This window comes from Proteus sp. G2673 (assembly GCF_009915125.1).
Classification (GTDB): domain Bacteria; phylum Pseudomonadota; class Gammaproteobacteria; order Enterobacterales; family Enterobacteriaceae; genus Proteus; species Proteus penneri.
Genome location: NZ_JAABLT010000005.1, coordinates 42,153 through 61,983 on the forward strand (window position 1 = coordinate 42,153; position 19,831 = coordinate 61,983).

General features: G+C 37.0%; 20 protein-coding genes. 8 read left to right on the top strand and 12 right to left on the bottom strand.

Annotated features, from left to right (window positions below; translation table 11 throughout):
- Positions 1-79: 79 nt before the first annotated feature.
- Positions 80-1,078, top strand: coding sequence for a 2-hydroxyacid dehydrogenase (locus GWI59_RS02655; RefSeq protein WP_109847404.1), 999 nt, complete (start codon positions 80-82; stop codon positions 1,076-1,078).
- An 87-nt stretch (positions 1,079-1,165) separates the two neighbouring features.
- On the opposite strand, the gene GWI59_RS02660 is transcribed toward GWI59_RS02655, so the two are convergent.
- The 3 genes from GWI59_RS02660 to GWI59_RS02670 all read right to left on the bottom strand — a co-directional run bounded on the left by GWI59_RS02660 (position 1,166) and on the right by GWI59_RS02670 (position 4,449).
- Positions 1,166-2,764, bottom strand: coding sequence for a methyl-accepting chemotaxis protein (locus GWI59_RS02660; protein ID WP_115065378.1), 1,599 nt, complete (start codon positions 2,762-2,764; stop codon positions 1,166-1,168).
- A gap of 521 nt (positions 2,765-3,285) precedes the next feature.
- Positions 3,286-3,762 (bottom strand): NUDIX hydrolase, encoded by a 477-nt coding sequence (locus tag GWI59_RS02665; protein ID WP_109400495.1) that lies wholly within the window; start codon positions 3,760-3,762, stop codon positions 3,286-3,288.
- A gap of 66 nt (positions 3,763-3,828) precedes the next feature.
- Entirely contained in the window at positions 3,829-4,449 is a 621-nt protein-coding gene (locus GWI59_RS02670; protein WP_109847403.1) for a TetR family transcriptional regulator, read from the bottom strand.
- A gap of 90 nt (positions 4,450-4,539) precedes the next feature.
- On the opposite strand from GWI59_RS02670, the gene GWI59_RS02675 reads away from it, so the two are divergent.
- The 4 genes from GWI59_RS02675 (at position 4,540) to fetB (ending at position 8,182) form a co-directional block, all read left to right on the top strand.
- The gene (locus GWI59_RS02675) at positions 4,540-5,454 is read left to right on the top strand and encodes a helix-turn-helix domain-containing protein (protein WP_161706466.1); all 915 of its coding nucleotides are present in this window, start codon (positions 4,540-4,542) and stop codon (positions 5,452-5,454) included.
- 182 nt (positions 5,455-5,636) lie between these two features.
- Positions 5,637-6,557, top strand: coding sequence for an acyl-CoA thioester hydrolase/BAAT C-terminal domain-containing protein (locus GWI59_RS02680; protein ID WP_161706467.1), 921 nt, complete (start codon positions 5,637-5,639; stop codon positions 6,555-6,557).
- A gap of 144 nt (positions 6,558-6,701) precedes the next feature.
- The gene (fetA, locus tag GWI59_RS02685) at positions 6,702-7,352 is read left to right on the top strand and encodes an iron efflux ABC transporter ATP-binding subunit FetA (RefSeq protein ID WP_006536637.1); all 651 of its coding nucleotides are present in this window, start codon (positions 6,702-6,704) and stop codon (positions 7,350-7,352) included.
- 50 nt (positions 7,353-7,402) lie between these two features.
- The gene (gene fetB / locus GWI59_RS02690; protein ID WP_109847401.1) at positions 7,403-8,182 is read left to right on the top strand and encodes an iron efflux ABC transporter permease subunit FetB; all 780 of its coding nucleotides are present in this window, start codon (positions 7,403-7,405) and stop codon (positions 8,180-8,182) included.
- Positions 8,183-8,242: 60 nt separating this feature from the next.
- Here the strand turns inward: fetB and GWI59_RS02695 are convergent, their stop codons facing one another.
- Genes GWI59_RS02695 through GWI59_RS02710 form a run of 4 tightly spaced genes read right to left on the bottom strand, consistent with a single transcriptional unit; the run spans position 8,243 to position 10,871 of the window.
- Positions 8,243-8,686, bottom strand: coding sequence for a YcgN family cysteine cluster protein (locus GWI59_RS02695; RefSeq protein ID WP_072064002.1), 444 nt, complete (start codon positions 8,684-8,686; stop codon positions 8,243-8,245).
- A gap of 36 nt (positions 8,687-8,722) precedes the next feature.
- Positions 8,723-9,379 carry a fumarylacetoacetate hydrolase family protein gene (locus tag GWI59_RS02700; protein WP_006536634.1) on the bottom strand — a complete coding sequence of 219 codons (657 nt, stop codon included), beginning with the start codon at positions 9,377-9,379 and terminating at the stop codon, positions 8,723-8,725.
- A 52-nt stretch (positions 9,380-9,431) separates the two neighbouring features.
- Positions 9,432-10,559 (bottom strand): lytic murein transglycosylase, encoded by a 1,128-nt coding sequence (locus tag GWI59_RS02705; RefSeq protein WP_072064003.1) that lies wholly within the window; start codon positions 10,557-10,559, stop codon positions 9,432-9,434.
- A gap of 24 nt (positions 10,560-10,583) precedes the next feature.
- Entirely contained in the window at positions 10,584-10,871 is a 288-nt protein-coding gene (locus GWI59_RS02710; protein ID WP_069369136.1) for a YcgL domain-containing protein, read from the bottom strand.
- A gap of 133 nt (positions 10,872-11,004) precedes the next feature.
- On the opposite strand from GWI59_RS02710, the gene minC reads away from it, so the two are divergent.
- The 3 genes from minC to minE are packed head-to-tail and all read left to right on the top strand — an operon-like array spanning position 11,005 to position 12,814.
- On the top strand, positions 11,005-11,706 hold the full coding sequence (gene minC, locus GWI59_RS02715) for a septum site-determining protein MinC (protein ID WP_072064004.1): 702 nt from the start codon (positions 11,005-11,007) through the stop codon (positions 11,704-11,706).
- Between the two features lie 22 nt (positions 11,707-11,728).
- Positions 11,729-12,541: a septum site-determining protein MinD gene (gene minD / locus GWI59_RS02720; protein ID WP_006536629.1), complete on the top strand. Its 813-nt coding sequence runs from the start codon at positions 11,729-11,731 to the stop codon at positions 12,539-12,541.
- Positions 12,542-12,544: 3 nt separating this feature from the next.
- Positions 12,545-12,814 carry a cell division topological specificity factor MinE gene (gene minE / locus GWI59_RS02725; protein WP_006536628.1) on the top strand — a complete coding sequence of 90 codons (270 nt, stop codon included), beginning with the start codon at positions 12,545-12,547 and terminating at the stop codon, positions 12,812-12,814.
- Positions 12,815-13,182: 368 nt separating this feature from the next.
- Here minE and rnd read toward each other — a convergent pair whose 3' ends face one another.
- The 5 genes from rnd to GWI59_RS02750 all read right to left on the bottom strand — a co-directional run bounded on the left by rnd (position 13,183) and on the right by GWI59_RS02750 (position 19,819).
- Positions 13,183-14,301, bottom strand: coding sequence for a ribonuclease D (rnd, locus tag GWI59_RS02730; RefSeq protein WP_006536627.1), 1,119 nt, complete (start codon positions 14,299-14,301; stop codon positions 13,183-13,185).
- 98 nt (positions 14,302-14,399) lie between these two features.
- Positions 14,400-16,088 (bottom strand): long-chain-fatty-acid--CoA ligase FadD, encoded by a 1,689-nt coding sequence (gene fadD, locus GWI59_RS02735; protein ID WP_072064006.1) that lies wholly within the window; start codon positions 16,086-16,088, stop codon positions 14,400-14,402.
- Positions 16,089-16,389: 301 nt separating this feature from the next.
- Positions 16,390-16,989, bottom strand: coding sequence for a Slp family lipoprotein (locus GWI59_RS02740; RefSeq protein ID WP_072064007.1), 600 nt, complete (start codon positions 16,987-16,989; stop codon positions 16,390-16,392).
- Between the two features lie 92 nt (positions 16,990-17,081).
- A complete protein-coding gene (gene tsaB / locus GWI59_RS02745) occupies positions 17,082-17,783 on the bottom strand; it encodes a tRNA (adenosine(37)-N6)-threonylcarbamoyltransferase complex dimerization subunit type 1 TsaB (RefSeq protein WP_161723920.1) in 702 nt (233 codons plus the stop codon).
- Positions 17,784-17,875: 92 nt separating this feature from the next.
- Positions 17,876-19,819 carry an ATP-dependent DNA helicase gene (locus GWI59_RS02750; protein ID WP_161723922.1) on the bottom strand — a complete coding sequence of 648 codons (1,944 nt, stop codon included), beginning with the start codon at positions 19,817-19,819 and terminating at the stop codon, positions 17,876-17,878.
- Between the last annotated feature and the right edge of the window lie 12 nt (positions 19,820-19,831).

The window sequence follows — 19,831 nt, forward strand, 5'->3', positions numbered from 1 at the left end:
TTTCTTTCATATTGGGGCTGGATAATTCTTGTTTTTCCAGTCTCTGAATAAAAATTTAATCGAGAGTAGAGAAGACTGAATGAAAATCGTTTCCTATAGTACTAAACATTATGATCGTAAGCACATGGAATGGGTCAATCAACATAATGGATATCATTATGATATTGAATATTTCGATTTTAATTTAACAGAACAAACCGCAAAAAATGCCGTTGGCGCTGATGCTGTCTGTATTTTCGTCAATGACGATGCGAATCGTGCGGTTTTACAAGAACTTGCTAGCCTTAATATACGTATCCTCGCATTACGCTGTGCAGGATTCAATAACGTTGACTTAGAAGCTGCCACTGAATTAGGCATAACTGTTGTCCGTGTCCCTGCTTACTCGCCAGAAGCTATTGCAGAACATGCTGTTGGCATGATGCTATCACTTAATCGTCGTATACACAGAGCCTATCAACGTACTCGTGATGCTAACTTCTCATTAGAAGGCTTAACTGGCTTTAATATGCATAATCGCACTGCCGGTATTATTGGTACAGGTAAAATAGGATTAGCGACATTACGCATATTAAAAGGCTTCGGCATGAAATTACTAGCTTATGATCCTTATCCAAATCAAGCAGTACTGGATTTAGGTGCCGAATATGTCGATTTAGCGACAATTTTCAGAAATTCTCATGTCATTTCATTACATTGTCCATTAACCGCAGATAATCATCATCTATTAAATGAAACAGCTTTTGCACAAATGAAAGATGGTGTGATGATTATTAACACTAGTCGTGGTGCATTAATTGACTCTGCAGCTGCAATTAATGCATTGAAACAAGGCAAAATTGGTGCATTGGGAATGGATGTTTATGAAAATGAACGCGATCTTTTCTTTGAAGATAAATCAAATGACGTGATCCAAGATGATATTTTTCGTCGTCTTTCTTCTTGTCATAACGTGTTGTTTACGGGACATCAGGCCTTCTTAACAGAAGAAGCCTTAATTAGTATTAGTGAAACGACACTGCACAACATTAAAGAAGTTGCTTCAGGCAATGAGTGCGTTAATCAGATCAAAGCTTAGTTCTAAGTATTAAGAATAAAAATCATAAAAAGCCCCTTTCGCATTATTTAGCCAAGGGGCTTATTTTATTTATTATCGATACGACACTTATTTTTCTTGAATATCGATAGCTTCTGTTGATTGTATTGAATCAGAACGTGAAAGGACTTTTTTCTCTTCATCTACTTTAAATTGTGAAACCAATTTAGCTAATTGATGAGCTTCATCATCCATATTCGCTGTGATAGCCGCTGATTCTTCAACTAATGCTGCATTTTGCTGAGTAACCGTATCCATTTCACTGACAGCTAACGCAATTTGATTTATGCCCATACTCTGTTCATTAGAAGCAAGAGCAATCTGTTGCATAAAGTCATTCACCTGATTAATTGTTGTAACAATCTCTGACATTGAACGTCCAGCTTGCGCAACTTGCTGCGAACCAACATTCACTTTATTAACAGAGTGCGTAATCAACTCATTGATCTCTTTCGCAGCTTCCGCACTACGACTGGCTAAATTGCGCACTTCAGATGCGACAACGGTAAATCCACGACCTTGCTCACCCGCTCTTGCCGCTTCAACTGCCGCATTCAATGACAAAATATTCGTTTGATTAGCAATGCTGTTAATAATGTCATTGATATCTGCAATTTTCTTCGCACTTTCAGAGATTGAATGCATAGTCTCAACCACACTGTCCATCACATTTTCACCATTTTGAGCAGATGCCGTTGCTGTTAGTGCTAATTTGCTTGCTTCTCGTGAATTATCCGCATTTTTTTCAACAGTTGTTTTAATTTGCTCCATGCTCGCAACCGTTTCTTGTAATGCACTCGCCTGCTCTTCAGTACGGGAAGATAAATCGGTATTTCCTGTCGCGATTTCGCTTGCACTAATACTAATGGTATTAACGGCATTCTTTACGGAAGAAATCATATGGCTTAATGAATTCTTCATCTTATTCATTTCATTGAATAACAGACCAAATTCATTAGTACCGTGATTCTCTACACGCATACTTAAATCGCCTTGGCTCATTTTACTAAAGATATTGATTAACACTCTAATATTGCTAATAAATGTATGGGAAAACCAACGCAATATAAAGATAAATAAGAGAATAACGATAGTACCAGTAGAAATTGACACCATCATCAAGCGTTCTTGAGATGTTTTTGCAATATCGATATAACTATTTTCAATACCATTAGCAACCGCATAATATTTCATAGTAATATCATTTAACTCGTCCATTTTAGCGCTGGCCGAGTGTGTTGTTAGCTCACCTTTACGTAGTCTATCCAATGCACCGGTGAAAATATCAAGCAGTTCATCAAAACGCTTCGTCATATCATCAGCTAATTCTCGCCCCTCTAAAGTGAGTTTTTCCGTATCTGCCCAACGATGGATCTCTTCGCGGGTAATTGCAATATACTCGGCTGTTTGATGAAAATATTTTGCGGATGGTTTTTCATTAACCCTTAATTGCCCATCTAAACCATTAATATTTGCCCTGATCACGGCCATTTGATATCGCGCTTTGCCCATAAGTAACATTTGCTGACTTAGGCTATTTGATGAAACGAAATTATTATAAGATCGAGTGGAAGCATCATAACTAAAATAAATAATGCTCATAATCAACGCAAATAAAATGGCCAGCATGACCTTAACGGTCTTTTCTATACTGATATTTTTAAACATGGTCATATTCCATCAAAATATACAGAATTTTTTATCTGTACATTTGTAAGATATCAGAATGCACTCTTTTTCTCTGACAAAGAGCATATTCCCTAGTGTAAATAAAATAAGGCTAAAATTTATTCATTAGAATATAAAGGCTCGTAGGATCTGCCTTCGTTTATAATGTCGGTAATAATGAGGGAAAACTTTAGAGTACAGTGAAAACCATTTTTCATTTATGAAATAAACAATTACTTTATCCATCCACAGACAAATTACTCACATAATATCCTGCGATGAAGGTGATTTCACTCAGAAAAAGATAATTTATTAATTATTTTTTAGTTTTTATAATTTTATTTGTATATTTTTATCTTAAGCTTTAATAGGTATATCTACTTATTAACATTAATTTATTTAATTCTAATATTAATTTATAGTGAGTTTTAAAATTTTTTATTTCCAATAATAATAAAGCAGTTTCTAAAAACCGCTTTAATTGTTTATTTATTATGAGCCATTTAGTTTTATTAAGAAACTTAAATAATTTTTTTTATTAATAGTTTTTCAGTTAGTTCAATAAGTCTTATCACATTTAATGGCGTTTTTCTTTTTTTAACCTCTTCTAAAGAAAGCCATTGGAAAGATTTATTTGTTAATTGGCTATTTTTTAACGGTTTGCAAAGATAAATCATATCGATGTGATAATGAAACCCTTGTTTTTTATCGTGAATGGGTTCTTTTAAAATGGCGAGAGGTTTTACAAGTTCAATAACATCATCGTTATTTAGGTTAAGGCTAAATTCAGGTTGATAACAAAGACACTCACACAATAAACCTGTTTCTTCTTCTATTTCTCTTAATACTGCATCTTGTGGCTCTTCATTTTCTTCTATATGACCACCAGGTGGTAACCAACAGCCTATTTTAGAATGTAAATGAAGAAGGAATTTGCCCTGCCCATCGAATACAACGCCCGTTGCTGTGAAATGACTCTTAGGTACTTCTATTGTCATAATACTCTGATCCTTTGCTCTATTTATTTTTATCCAATTTACATCGCATCTATCATTATGTTTGTACTATTGATGGTTTTTCGCATTTATCGAAGATTGTTTTATCCCCATCAAAAAATCAGAAAATATCGTTTTAAAGTCCTTACAAGCATTTTCAGGTAATGTAGCTTCATTCTTTAAATTAATCGTGATATGCGTGATAAATCCATAAATCAAATTCACAACAATATCAGAAGAATAAGTGCAAATTTCTTGTTGTTCATAGAGAACATCTACACATTTTTTAATTCGAGGAATAAGAATTTGTGAATCAATCGCATCCCATTCCTTCCAACCTAGAACCGAAATTATTTCTTGTAAAGGAATAAGCTTATCTTTATGTTGATAAATATGATCAACACAAACACTAAAAATAACTTCTAACTCTTGCCACTGATCATCATAGGTAGGAATTTGAACGAGTTTTTCGACGACTTTATCAACCTGAAAAAGGTAGCACTCTTTTAATAGCGCTTTTTTATTACTAAAGTGGTGATAGAAAGCCCCTTTAGTTACTCTTGCGTGACGTGATATTTCATTAACGGAAACATCACAATAGTTCTGATTTATAAATAGTTCTTGTGCGGCTTCACGTAATGCAGAACGCGTTTGTTCTGAATTCTCTTGTTGCCGTGATTTTATTTCCATGATAAAACCCTAAATACATACCATAAGTATGTAATAATATATGGGTATCAGTTTCGTGTAAACTGAACAAAATATTTTCAGGAAATTATCATGTCATCTCAGTACAATGGGCTTATCCCCTCAAATACCTTATCCTCTTTTAATATAGAAGTTATCAAAGAACTTCTTCTCTGGATTGAGGTGAATTTGGAAAAACCATTGCTACTTGATGATGTTGCGATCCGTTCTGGTTATACCAAATGGCACTTACAACGCGTATTTAAGCAAGCAACAGGATTAACACTTGCTTCGTATATTCGAGGAAGACGCTTAACAAAAGCAGCGACAGAATTACGTTTGACCAAATTGCCTATTCTGACTGTAGCATTACGTTATCAGTTTGATTCTCAGCAATCATTTACACGTCGTTTTAAAGCCACATTTGGTGTCACACCCACAGAATACCGTAAACTTGATAATCTTTGTGGCAATAATTTTCAGCCACCAATCAATTTTGATGTTGTTGATTTACCTATTCCTAAAATTATGGAGTTACCTGAAAGTTATGTTTATGGGATGCAATATCAATATTTTTGTTCTATCGAAGATATAGGTAAATTGCACGAAGATATACGTCACCAATTTTGGAATGATTTTTTACTGTATACGGACAAAAATTTTATAGAGAGTACTGTGCTTATCTCATACCAACCAAACACATTACGTAAAAATAAAATCCAGATTGATTATGAAATTGGGTTAAATAGTTTAGATCATTTTACAAAAACCAGCGGTTTTAGAAAAAGAGTGATTGAGGCAGGACGTTATGTCAGATTCCAATTTAAAGGAACACTGGAAGAATATAAACAATTTGCGATGAAAATTTATTTTTATACCCTGCCCGCATTAGGTTTATGTCGTCGCTTAGGCGCTGATATTGAAAGATACGTCAGTATAGAAACTAATATTGATTTAATGGAATTACCCAAAACCTTAGAAATTGATTATTTTGTTCCTATTCATTAATGATCTTTAAATAGCCTGAGTTTTCAGGCTATTTTATTAAGAGTAGATTCATTTTATAAAGGCTACTGTGCGATAACTGTTTTATCGCTTTTTTCTGTACAATAAATAATTCACTAAGTCAGCTGTTTACTAATTATTGAAAAATTTCTTATTACATCCCTACAAAAACAAATAAGGTGATCATGCGCACTTCGCTTCTATTTTTACTCTCTGCTTTTTTACTTCCTTCTTTTGCAAGTTATGCAGAAATATCAACACATTTACTCCCACGGAAAGATGGCAGTGAAATTAGCTATTACATGGATAAAAGAGCTGAAAAAAATCAAACTCTATTAGTATTAATGCAAGGCTCTGATTGTAACAGCATTAAAAATAATGTGTTTATCCAAGAAACCTTTGGTCACTGGCTACCAAATAGTGATGTTTTAATGGTGGAAAAATACGGTATTACCGCTCAATTACCTTATTCGCAATATGATGGTGAGCGTATTGATTGCCCTAAAAGCTATCAACGTCATGATAATCCTAAGCAACGAACCGAAGATTATGAGGCAGTGTTAGATAAATTATCTTCACAGTATCCAAATATTATTTTACTTGGTGGAAGTGAAGGCGCGACGATAGTGCATTTGATGGTAACTAAACGCAATGATATTAAAGCCGCTATCGCGCTAAATGGCGGAGGACGTTTTTTTCTTGATGATGTTCTTTATAATATCCGTCATACCACACCCAAAGAGCATGTTGAAGATGCTATAAATAGCTTCCAGCAATTTGCTGACGCAATAAAAAACAATCAAATAGATGATGAACAATTTATAAGCGAGCACAGTAAAATATGGTGGCAACAATTTTTTACTATCGATTTACTTAAAGTCATTAAAAGTAATCAGCACACCCCAGTATTAATTATTCAGACGCTTAATGACACTAATGTAAATGTTAATGCATTTTATCAACTAAGCCGAGATATTAACCAGCCTAATGTGAAGTTTATTAAATATGAGAAATTAGATCATGGGTTTTATAATGAACAAGGTGAGCGTTTAACGAATAAAATAATTAATGATATACAACAATGGTATACGCAATACACGAAATAAATTTATCTTTTATGTTGGCTTACATTCCCATTCTCCTATACTGAAAGAGTAATAGAACTGCTTACTAACTGATTTAAAGCAGGATCTTTATATCGTTAATTCTATATAATGATAATTATTTTCTTTTTTAAGTTTGGGATAAGAATGGAAAGTACGACTTCACTTTTACGTCTTGATAAAGTAAGTTATCGAATTGATAACAAAACTATCCTCGACAATATCAATTTTGAACTTCAACCTTCTGAATTTAAACTTATCACAGGCCCCTCAGGTTGTGGTAAAAGTACCTTACTCAAGATTGTCGCTTCACTACTATCACCCACAAGTGGTTCAATTTTCTTTGAAAATAAAGACTATTTAACGTTGTCCCCCGAAGAATATCGCCAACAGGTTTCTTATTGTACCCAAACCCCCATGTTATTTGGTGAGACTGTTTACGATAACCTTAAATTTCCTTATTTCTTACGAAAACTCCCAGTGGATGATAAGAAATTGGCACATGATTTGGATTATTTTTGTTTACCTGAATCGATTATGAAAAAAGGAATTAATGAACTTTCAGGGGGTGAAAAACAACGTATTTCACTGATAAGAAATCTACAATTTATGCCAAAAATCTTATTACTTGATGAGATCACAAGTGCATTAGATGAAAACAATAAAACAAAAGTGAATAATATTATTCACCACTACGTTAAAGATCAAAATCTCGCCGTGTTATGGGTCACGCACGATCAAAATGAAATAAAACATGCTGATGATGTGATCTCATTATCTTCTCACAATGATGCCTGATTTTTTATTTCTTTATCAGCCACCCTTTTGTTATGAGCGAACATAATATTATGAACGAACATACGATAAGCAATGAATCTCTGATTTTCTCGCTTTTATTAGTTCTCGTGGCTATTTTTATTAGTCGCAAAGAAAAACTAGCTTTAGAAAAAGACATTATTTGGAGTACAGCAAGAGCCATTATTCAACTCTTAATTGTTGGCTATGTCTTGACCTATATTTTCCATGTCGACCATTTTATACTCACCTTCTTAATGGTGTTATTTATCTGCTATAACGCAGCTTATAATGCCAAAAAGCGAAGTAAATACGTTAAAGATATTTTTCTGATCTCTTTTACTGCTATTACAACTGGGGCATTATTAACTTTAGCGATTTTATTACTCACCAGTTCAATTGCTTTTACGCCAATTCAAATTATTCCTATTACAGGGATGATTGCCGGTAATGCCATGATAGCAACAGGGCTCTGTTATAATAATTTGGGTCAACGTTTTCAAAATCAACAACAGCAATTGCAAGAAATGTTAAGCCTTGGTGCTACACCTAAACTAGCCTCAATGAGTATTATTCGAGATAGCATTAAATCTTCATTAATTCCGACCGTTGATGCGGCGAAAACTGTGGGTATTGTAAGTTTACCAGGCATGATGTCAGGACTTATTTTTGCTGGTGTTGATCCATTACAAGCCGTTAAATATCAAATTATGGTGACTTTTATGTTGATGGCAACAGCCAGTATTTCAACCATTATTGCTTGCTATTTAACCTATAAGAAGTTTTTTAATCAGCGCCACCAGCTTATTAACTTTGAGAGCCGCTCACTATAGTTATTAACTATATTGAAAAAGGTCACCCCATTGAGTGACCTTTTTCATAAAAATAAGAAATTAACCACGTCCTTTCGGGCGATTAAGAATATGATCTTCCCAATCTTCAACTTCGGTTTCTGGCACCGCAATATATCTTACTGAAATGTTGTCTTGGTGCATTCTTGCTTTATTACCAGCAATTAAAGGATGCCAACTTTGTAACGCTTTGCCCTCAGCTAACAGACGATACGCACAAGTCATTGGTAACCACTCAAATGTTGGTAAATTATACCGCGTAAGCTTGATACAATCTGGCTCATAACGGAAACGATCTTCGTAATTACTACATTGGCAAGTTTTAATATTTAGCTGATTACAAGCGACATTGGTAAAGTATATCTCGTCAGTATCATCATCCATTAACTTGTGTAAACAGCATTGTCCACACCCGTCACAGAGCGATTCCCACTCATCATCACTCATTTCATCTAATGTTTTAGTCTGCCAAAAAGCCTGTGTCATCTCTACGTTATTACCTTATTGCTCATCTAATACGAATTAAATAACCCGTGTTGTCAGCTGATGTTCATTAACGCTTAATACCAACATATCACCTGATTCAAGAGGACCCACACCTTCTGGTGTCCCCGTTAAAATCACATCACCAGGACGTAAGGTGAAAAAGCGCGACATATAGCTGATAAGGGGTAAAACAGGCGTTAGCATATCACGACTATTACCCTGCTGACGAATCTCGCCATTAACACGTAACATTAAGTCTGCATTTTGCGGATCGCCAAATGAATTGACAGGGATAAAACCAGATAAAGGTGCTGAGCCATCAAACGCTTTACTTTTTTCCCACGGTTGCCCTGCTTTTTTCAATTTACCTTGTAAATCACGTAATGTCAGGTCAAGACCAATACCGAAACCCGCAATTGCACGATCAACTCTATCTTCATTAGCTTGCTTAAGTGGCTGACCAATAAGTACTGCTAATTCAATTTCGTGATGAACCGCTCCCATATCTCTTGGGATAGCAATAGGTTGGCGAATATCACACATAGCTGTTTCTGGTTTGATAAAAATCACAGGCTCTTCTGAACGAACCGAACCCATCTCTTTAATGTGATTTGCATAATTACTGCCAACGCAAATTACTTTATTAACAGGAAAATCAAGTAACGCACCTTCCCAATCACGATGTTGATACATATTGTGTTCCTTTTAGGTAAATTGCTGTGTTTTATTTCACGGCAAAACGCAATTAACTCGCGTGAGGCAATGAATTTATTTTATTAGCAACGCCATCAGCCATTGTGACAATGCTAAGGGCAAAGAAGTAAGAGCTATTCCAATGCATAATCGTACGGAAGTTCTGTGTCACTAAATAGCTTCTATGTAAATCATCATCAGGAATAATTAACCATACAGACATAGCATCGTTTAATTGGCTATTTACAGGTAATTGAACACCCAATGCTTTCCATTGTGCGACCGTTTTTTTCTGTTCAGTCTTAATGCCTTCAAGCTGTTGGTTGAAACCTACCGATAAAGTAACCTGTTCTCCCCAAGGGAGTCCACTTTCCCAACCTTCAGTCGCTAAATAATTAGCAGCCGAAGCAAATGCATCTTCTTGAGTATTCCATATATCGATTTTTCCATCACCATTGCCATCTGCAGCATAAGTTAGGAAGGATGATGGCATAAACTGAGTTTGTCCCATTGCTCCTGCCCATGAGCCTTTGAGGCGTTGTCCTTGAGGGATATGTCCTTCTTCAATAATCTCTAATGCAGCCATCAATTGACGAGTAAACAGCGCTTCTCGACGGCCTTCAAATGCCAGCGTTGCAAGTGCAGAAACAACATCCTCTTTACCTTGCACTTTACCGAAGCCACTCTCAAGCCCCCATAACGCAACAATATAGTTAGCAGGCACACCATATTTTTTACTGATTTGCTCTAAGGTATCTTGATGCTCTTGATAAAGCTTAGCCCCTTGGCTTAAACGTCCATTGGTGACAATACGTGGTAAATAAACATCGAGTGTAATTTTCTTTTCCGGTTGATTACGATCTGATTTAATCACTCGTTCAATAAAATGTGCTTCTGAAAAAGCAAAATCTATTGTTTCTGGTTTATATCCCAACTGAGCTGCTTTCAATTTTAACGCGTCAACATAAGCAGGAAATTGTGCAGAAGTACGAGTTTCTTTAGGAAACGCTTGTTCTAACGATGCAACATCCACTTGTTTCCATCGAGGTGTTTTTTGTGCTTCAACTGCCGTTGCCTCTGGTGGGATAATTTGTCTTTCAGCCAACTTTTGTTGGCTATTTGTACACGCAGATAACATTAAACCGGAAACAATCACAGCGATGAATGAATATTTGAACATTTATGCTCCTTTTATCTCGATGATTTATTCAGTTTTTTCTGATTTTTTTAATTCATCTAAATAAGCATTTAACATACTTTCGACAGGTGGTGGAACTTGTAAGTAAAAACCCTGCTCAACTAATGCCTTTTTGACCTTTTCAATGTCAGCATGCGCTAAACGCTGTCTATCCGCGAGATTAAGCAACATTGAAAACTGCGGCTCGCCAAAACTTTGTAATAATTCGTCCGGAATTCGAGAGAAATCATCCTTTTTTTCGATGTATAAATAAGTTTGATCACGTTTGGTACTACGGTAAATTGCACAAATCATTTTCATTAAACTCTAATTATTAAAATAAGCGACTTGCCTGAATATTTTAGTAAATATAACATGCTTATATACTTTCGTAATATCGTCTCTGGTTTTTTGTGCCAGATTATAAAAAATTTACTGAGTCAGATAGATGTCAAACACGCCCATTGAGTTAAAAGGCAGTAATTTTACCCTTTCAGTACTCCATTTAAACGATGGAACACCGAAAGTTATTCGTCAGGCTATTTCAGAAAAAATTGCACAAGCGCCTCAATTTCTGAAAAACGCACCTGTAGTTATCAATGTTTCTGCTTTAGCAGATGAAAATATTGATTTTAAAAAACTGAGGCGAATTGTAGAAGATGCTGGCTTACGAGTCGTGGGAATTAGTGGTAGTTCAGACGCCCAACAGAAAGAAGCGATAATTGCCGCACAGTTACCTATCTTAAATGAAGGTAAAATAGTAAAGCCAAGCACTCAGGCAAATAACGATAAAACGAATGAAGCACCGACAGCTGTTCGTCAAAAAACAAAAATCATCCATACTCCTGTTCGTTCAGGTCAGCGTATTTATGCTCAAAATAGCGATTTAGTCGTTATTAGTAATGTGAGTGCAGGCGCTGAATTAATTGCTGATGGTAATGTTCATGTCTACGGCGTATTGCGTGGACGTGTCCTTGCAGGCGCATCGGGTGATAATGAGAGCCATATTTTTTGTACACATCTGTCTGCTGAACTTGTTTCTATTGCTGGTCAATATTGGCTAAGCGACCAAATTCCTACAGACTTTGTTGGTAAATCAGTACAACTGAGTCTGCAAGAGAATGAATTAACAATCGAGAACTTAATTTAGAGCATCGACAAGGAATCACTCCATGGCACGCATTATTGTTGTTACGTCAGGTAAAGGTGGGGTTGGTAAAACAACTTCCAGCGCGGCCATTTCTACCGGCCTCGCTCAAAAAGGTCATAAGACGGTTGTTATCGACTTTGATATTGGGTTACGTAATTTAGACCTTATCATGGGTTGTGAACGTAGAGTTGTTTATGATTTTGTTAATGTTATTCAGGGTGATGCATCTTTAAATCAAGCTTTGATTAAAGATAAGCGTACAGAAAATCTGTTTATTCTCCCTGCTTCACAAACAAGAGATAAAGACGCTCTCACCCGTGATGGTGTCGAACAAGTATTAGATGAACTCGATGAGATGGGTTTTGATTTTATTATTTGTGATTCTCCTGCGGGCATTGAAAGTGGTGCATTAATGGCCCTTTACTTCGCAGATGAAGCGATTATCACAACAAACCCAGAAGTATCATCTGTACGTGACTCCGACCGTATTTTAGGCATTCTTGCCTCTAAATCACGTCGTGCTGAACGAGGTGAAGATCCAATTAAAGAACATCTGCTATTAACTCGTTATAATCCTGGTCGTGTTAGCCGCGGTGATATGTTAAGTATGGAAGATGTCCTTGAAATTCTATGCATTCCACTATTGGGTGTTATTCCAGAAGATCAATCTGTTTTGCGTTCATCTAACCAAGGTGAACCTGTTATTTTAGATGGCGAATCTGATGCAGGTAAAGCCTATTCAGATACAGTAAATCGTTTGTTAGGGGAAGAACATCCATTCCGTTTTATTGAAGAAGAGAAAAAAGGCTTTCTGAAACGCCTTTTTGGGGGGTAAAAGATGGCTTTACTAGATTTTTTCCTGTCGCGTAAAAAGTCGACAGCTAATATTGCCAAGGAGCGTCTACAAATTATCGTAGCAGAACGTCGCCGTGGTGATAGCGAGCCAGCTTATTTACCTGATATGAAAAGAGATTTATTAGGTGTCATCTGTAAATATGTGCAGATAGATCCAGATATGCTTTCAGTTCAATTTGAACAAAAAGGCGATGATATCTCTGTATTAGAGCTCAATGTGACTTTACCTGAGAGTGAAGAACCTACAAAGTAAATCATATTTTACGCTTTATATAAGTCATTATTCACAGAGCCAACCATGAACTATAATTAATTTGATTGGCTCTGTGTTTAATTATATACAATTTGAATTCACCTGAACGCGAAAATAGCGCTATATCTCGCTACTATTTTCATCATTGGTGATAAGTCAAAGGAGGCAAGTTATCTCGCAATAACATCTCTTCTATTTACGCATAATTTATTTAACCTGTTTAGTGCCTTCACTTTTTCTAGGTGTTTTTTCGTGTATAAAAAATAAGAGCCTCAAAAGAGACTCCTATTTATTATTGTTTATTTATTGAACTAGCAACCCTATATTATTTAGGATATTAGGGATTAGAAAATAAACAATGAGTAAGACTATGGATATTGCGCGAGAATTTCTGTCACTTTCTCTTCTAATAAGGCTTTACGCCAGCGTGAGATCAACTCAGGTTGCCCTTCTTTTATTTTCCAGTGAATGCTCAATAATTGGTTAATCTGTCTTCTTGACGCTAACAGCTCAGGGTTGTAACGTTTATCTTCACTAATTTCTTGAATAACTGCTTTAATCGCTTTAAACGCTTTTTTGTAGTTTGGTTGTTCGATTAAATTGCCAATAGGCTCTGGACAATCTTCATCTTTAATTTCTTTAGCTTTAACAACAAAATCTAATAAACGACGACCATGGCAACGGATCTCTTGGCCTGAAAGCGACAATGCATCTAGCTCTGCTAATGATGAAGGAAGATAACGAGCAACAGACCATAAATGCTCTTCTCTTACAACGAAGTTTAATGCCATATCACGAGATTTAGCTTGATTTAAACGCCACTGGGCAAGCATTTGTAAACATGCTAGCTGTTGACCTTTTAATTGCCATGCATTGCTTATATCACGGTAGGCTAGTTCAGGTACTACAGTTTCTTGTCGACGTTCTGCAATCATTTCGCATTCATCTGCAATAGCATCCATATAGCCTGCTTCTTCAGCTTCTTTAATTAATTTTTCAGCTAAAGGTAGCAAATAGAAAACATCACCACTGGCATATTGACACTGTTTTTCAGTTAAAGGGCGCGCTAACCAATCTGTGCGGGATTCACTTTTATCTAGTGCAACATTTTCATATTTCTCAACTAATGTCGCAAAACCACAAGAAATGGGATGACCTAAAAATGCAGCAACCACTTGAGTGTCTATCATCGGTGTTGGAACACAGCCAAACTGGTGAGAAAAGACTTCAAGATCTTCACTTCCAGCATGGAGAAACTTCATAATACCCTGGTTTGTTAATAGCTCAACGAAAGGAGTCCAATCCTTAATTGCTAATGGATCAATAAGAGAGATCTGTTTACCGTCATACATCTGGATCAAACCAAGATGTGGGTAATAGGTACGTATGCGGACAAACTCTGTATCTAAAGCAATTTGTGAAGCCTCTGAAGCGGCTTTACAGGCGGTATCTAGTGCTGTGTCTGTCGTAATCAATTGATAATTCAAAACAGGTTTCTCTTATTTTTATGTCTAATGACTTTTTATTTAATCGCAAAAACGCCGGTATAAACCGGCGAAATTGAAAAAGGTTATTGAGTGTTGTATCAAGATTCAGTTGAGGTTTTCAACTCTTTTTCTTCATTTCTTAACTCTCTGCGTAAAATTTTACCAACATTTGATTTAGGTAATTCATCACGAAACTCAATAATTTTAGGTACTTTGTAACCTGTTAGGTAACGACGACAATGTGTTTTTATCTCATCTTCTGTTAATGATGGATCTTTTTTCACAATGAAAACTTTAACTGTTTCACCCGAGTTTTTACTTGGTACACCAATCGCAGCCGATTCTAAAACCTTAGGATGGGCAGAGACAACCTCTTCCACTTCATTAGGATATACATTAAAACCGGAAACTAAGATCATATCTTTTTTACGATCAATGATGCGGATAAAGCCTTCATCATCCATTGTAGCGATATCACCAGTCGCAACCCACCCATCATGTAAAACTTCATCAGTTGCATCAGGACGGTTCCAATAACCTTTCATGACCTGAGGACCACGAACCCACATTTCACCGCCTACGGTGCGGTCAACTTCGTTACCTTCATCATCAATAAACTTAACGTCTGTTGAAGGTACCGGTAATCCAATGCTACCACTATATTTTTTCAGATTATAAGGGTTACCAGTGACTAACGGAGAGCATTCAGTCAAACCATAACCTTCTAACAAATGTTTACCTGTTAACTCTTCCCACTCTTTGGCAACATTACTTTGTACAGGCATACCACCGCCAACAGAGAGGTTTAGTTTGGAGAAATCAAGCTGACGGAATTCTGGGTTGTGTAACCAAGCATTAAATAAAGTATTTACACCCGTAATTGCCGTGACAGGGTAACGCCCTAGTTCTTTAACAGTACCTTTCACATCACGCGGATTGGTAATAAGTAAATTTTTACCACCAATTTCAATAAAGAGTAGGCAGTTTACGGTTAAAGCAAAAACGTGATACAGAGGTAACGCTGTAACCACCAGCTCTTTTCCTATATTTAGTGCTGGGACATAAGCCGCTTTTGCTTGCTCAAGGTTTGCCAACATATTGCGATGCGTTAACATCGCACCTTTAGCTATTCCCGTTGTTCCACCTGTGTATTGTAAGAAGGCTAAATCTTCTCCTGTAATTTCAGGTTTAATATATTGCATACGATAGCCAAAATGCATTGCTCTACGAAATGAAATGGCATCAGGCAAATTATATTTAGGTACTAATCGTTTGATGTACTTAACAACAAAATCAACGAGTGTTGCTTTCGGGCGAGATAATTGATCACCCATTCGGGTCAAAATAACGTGTTTAATATTGGTATTAAATACGATTTTTTCGAGCGTATGTGCAAAGTTAGAAACGATTACAATAGCACTTGCACCGCTGTCATTTAACTGATGTTCAAGTTCTCTTGGCGTGTAAAGTGGATTTACGTTTACGACAACCATGCCTGCACGAAGAATACCGAAAAGTGCGATAGGATATTGCAATAAATTAGGCATCATTAAGGCAACACGATCACCTTTTTTTAATCCTAAGCCGTTTTGCAGATATGCTGCAAATGCACGGCTACGCTCTTCAAGTTTGCGATAAGTCATGACCTCGCCCATATTGATAAAGGCGGGTTGATCTGCGTAATTTGCGACAGCGTTTTCAAGCATCTCAGCAAGGGATGCAAAACGGTCCGGGTCAATTTCAGCCGGAACATCTGCCGGATAACGTTTAAGCCAGACTTTTTCCAAAGTAGTACTCCTGATTAATCGCACTTCTTGGGTTAATATTATGTTTCTTTTTAACAAAGTATTAACTCATCCTACCAGCACAAACAATTTTCTGTTGTGAAGATGCGAAGTGTGTCACTAAATATTTTATTTTTAGATTAACAAAAAAAGAAGGCGGTCAAAACCGCCCTCTCTTTTATTTTTATTCAACTTTAATAACGCTATTAGATAGTTACCTAATATATTATAGATGTTGATTATACACCGTTTCACGCGAATAGAGATAAAATATTATATCGTCATATAACCTGATACCCTATTTTTATTCTAAAACGGGCACAACCTGACCAGCTCCATATGGATATCCACCATAACCGCCATATCCATTGTGATAACCCCACCAATATGGACCATCTCCATAATATCCCCATGTCATAACAGGTGCTGGCATAATGACTTGCTGTGTCAGTGTCCAACGTTTCATACCCGTCACATCTATACGTAAAAATGGATAAGTGGCCTCACCTACTTTACCTGATTCAACACCTTTGATAGTACCAACAACTGTTACATACTGATTTTTATAATCGGTAGGATCTAAGAAATGCATAACATTAGCATAGAGGCGCCCAATAGAAGGCTGTCGCAATTCGGGGGCAGCATCATATTGAGAAAGAGGCATAACAGCAATCTCTAGCTGTGTTGATGATTGAAGATTTTTAACATCAATCACACGTCCGCCAAAACGCCCTTCTTGACCAATATAAAGCTCAGGTGCAACAAAAACTCTATTTAAATCAGTAACAGGCGTTGCTGATGTACCTTTTATTGATTCAGGTATAGAGACGCATCCCGCCAGAAACAAAGCACCAGATAGAAATAGCGCTTTGCTTACCAAACGGTAGTTTAATTGTCTGTTCATAAACCACCTCATTGCAAGTCAATATTAACGTTACTCTATAATAATATTATAGCTTAGCTTTACTTTTAGGCGTCTAATAGATACTCATAAATTTATTCACGGCCAGGCAGTTTTTTCCACGTCACTTCATTACGTAAATAAACAGGTTCAGCGTCTTCAACTTTCGTTGCTTTACCTTTATGCCAAGCGTTTACAGCAAGGGGTAACATATCTTGTGCAGCAGGAAGCATAATTTCAGTTTCAACAACAGTAAAAGGCAGCGTCTCTTTTAAATCAGGGTAAGCTTGCCAGCCTGTACCTGCCATTGCCCATGTTCCCATCGTTGATTGTAATGTTTCAATAAACTGTTCAGGTTTCATCACCGCTTCAGTGTCTTCTCCCACCCAAACACCTGCATCATTACGCTGATATCGAGCGCAATAAATTTCACCCATACGCGCATCTATTGCTACGAGAACTTGTTTAATACCCGTTGTTCTAAAGACACCTTCAGCCATTGTGGCAAGTGATGAAATGCCAATCATTGGCAATTCAGCACCTAACGCAATACCTTGTGCAACCCCCACCCCAATACGAACGCCAGTAAAACTTCCTGGACCTCGACCAAAAGCAAGTGCATCTAATGATTGTAATGTGATGTTTGCTTCTTCTAAGGCGCTTTTCACCATAGGTAAAATCTTTTGTGTATGTTCACGAGGAGAAATCTCAAAACGTGAAGCAACAACGCCTTCATTCCAAACTGCAACTGAACAAGATTCTGTCGCAGTATCAATTGCTAAAATTCGCAGTGACACGCCATAACTCCGGCAAATTCGATAATTAAAAGAGGAAGAATAATATCATAATAGTGTTCAACAGAATAAACACACATTCTGTGCGATCGCTATTATGAATCCGATATTTCTTGTATTTTATTCTGCTGTGCGCGTTGGCTCAAAAATTTCATTGTTTTTTCGAGTGAGCGTGTGCGTGGTGATGAAGGCAAACTGCTTAAAAAAATCTCGCCATATGCACGAGAAACCAATCTATCATCACACACTATAATTGCGCCATAATCGTGCACATCTCGAATTAATCGTCCAACACCTTGTTTTAAACTAATGACTGCATCAGGAATTTGGACATCTCTAAAAGCATCTCCGCCCCGCAACTCACAATCTTCAATTCGAGCCCTTAATAAAGGATCATCAGGTGCAGTAAAGGGTAATTTATCAATAATCACACAAGACAGTGTATCGCCACGTACATCAACACCTTCCCAAAAACTTTGGGTCGCAACTAAAAGCGCATTTCCTGATGAGACAAATTTTTGCAGTAATTGTGTTTTGCTCATCTCACCTTGCATCAATACGGGTAATGGCAAACTGGCTTTAAACTCTTCAGCAAGTCCACGCATCATGACATGCGAAGTACAGAGAAAAAAACAGCGACCTTGGTTTTTTAAAATAACAGGCGTTAGCATAGTCGCTAAACGTTTCGCCGTATACGGTTGATTTAATGGTGGCAAATAACGTGGTACACAGAGTAATGTTTGATGTTGATAATCAAACGGGCTGTTTAAAATTAGTGTTGTCGCATTTTCTAAGCCCAATCTATCTGTGTAATAAGACATTTGCTCATTCACAGAGAGTGTTGCCGAGGTAAATACCCAACTGCTTTTATGTGATTTAATTAATTCACGAAATTTATCAGCGACAGAAAGTGGCGTAATAGCCAGTAAGAAATGGCGACCGTAACTTTCAAACCAGTAGCTATAACCCGGAATTGAGGTATCAATCAGACGTTTTAAGCGATTGCGATAAACGGTGGCGCGTTCAAAAGCACTATCGAGTAATTGGCTTCGCCCTAACGAAAGTTTCATTACGTCATAACTCAGTTCTAAAGCATCATCCAGTAACGTAAGAAAACGTTTTGTTTCACCACCTTGTAGCAGTTCACGTAAATTCCCTCGATAACCTGTTTCACCTAATACTAAACGAAAATCCATTACCATTTGAGTTAATCGATCGGCACTTTTTTGCAACTGAGCTTGATCACGGACTTCTGTACGGTAAGCCACGGTCATATCTCTGGCGAGATCAAGAAGCTGTCTACTGGTAAGCTGTTGCCCAAAATAGTGGCTAGCAATATCTGGAATTTGATGAGCTTCATCAAAAATCATAATTTCAGCTTCCGGAATTAGCTCACCAAAACCGGTATCTTTAACGACCGTATCCGCCATAAATAAATGGTGATTGACGACGACAATATCTGCATCCATTGCTTTTTTACGTGCGCTCAGAACATAGCACTCTTTATAGCGAGGACAATCACTTCCTAAACAGTTATCGTTAGTGCTCGTGACTAAGGGCCAAACTCGGCTATCTTCCGCAACACTATGACAACGGCTAACATCACCATCTTCGGTCTGTGTTGACCATTGTCGTACATACATGACATCAGACAAAACTTCGGCTTCAAGATCACCACCACTAAGCATTTGCTGATCAAGTCGTTCTAAACAGAGATAGTTAGAGCGCCCTTTTAATAACGCGGTGTTACCATCATAATTAATCGCGTCAATGATTGTGGGTAAATCTCGACTATATAATTGATCTTGTAAGGCTTTAGAACCTGTTGAGATAATGGTTTTTTTACCCGAACGCAACGCAGGCACAAGATAAGCATATGTTTTTCCTGTACCTGTACCCGCTTCAACGATAAGTACACCTTGCTTATCAATAACTTCCGTTATTGATTTCGCCATTTGTCGTTGAGCTTCACGGGGATGAAATCCAGGAATAGTGCGGGTTAAAATCCCGTTTTCTGCAAAATCGTCTGACACAGGCATACTCTTTTTATA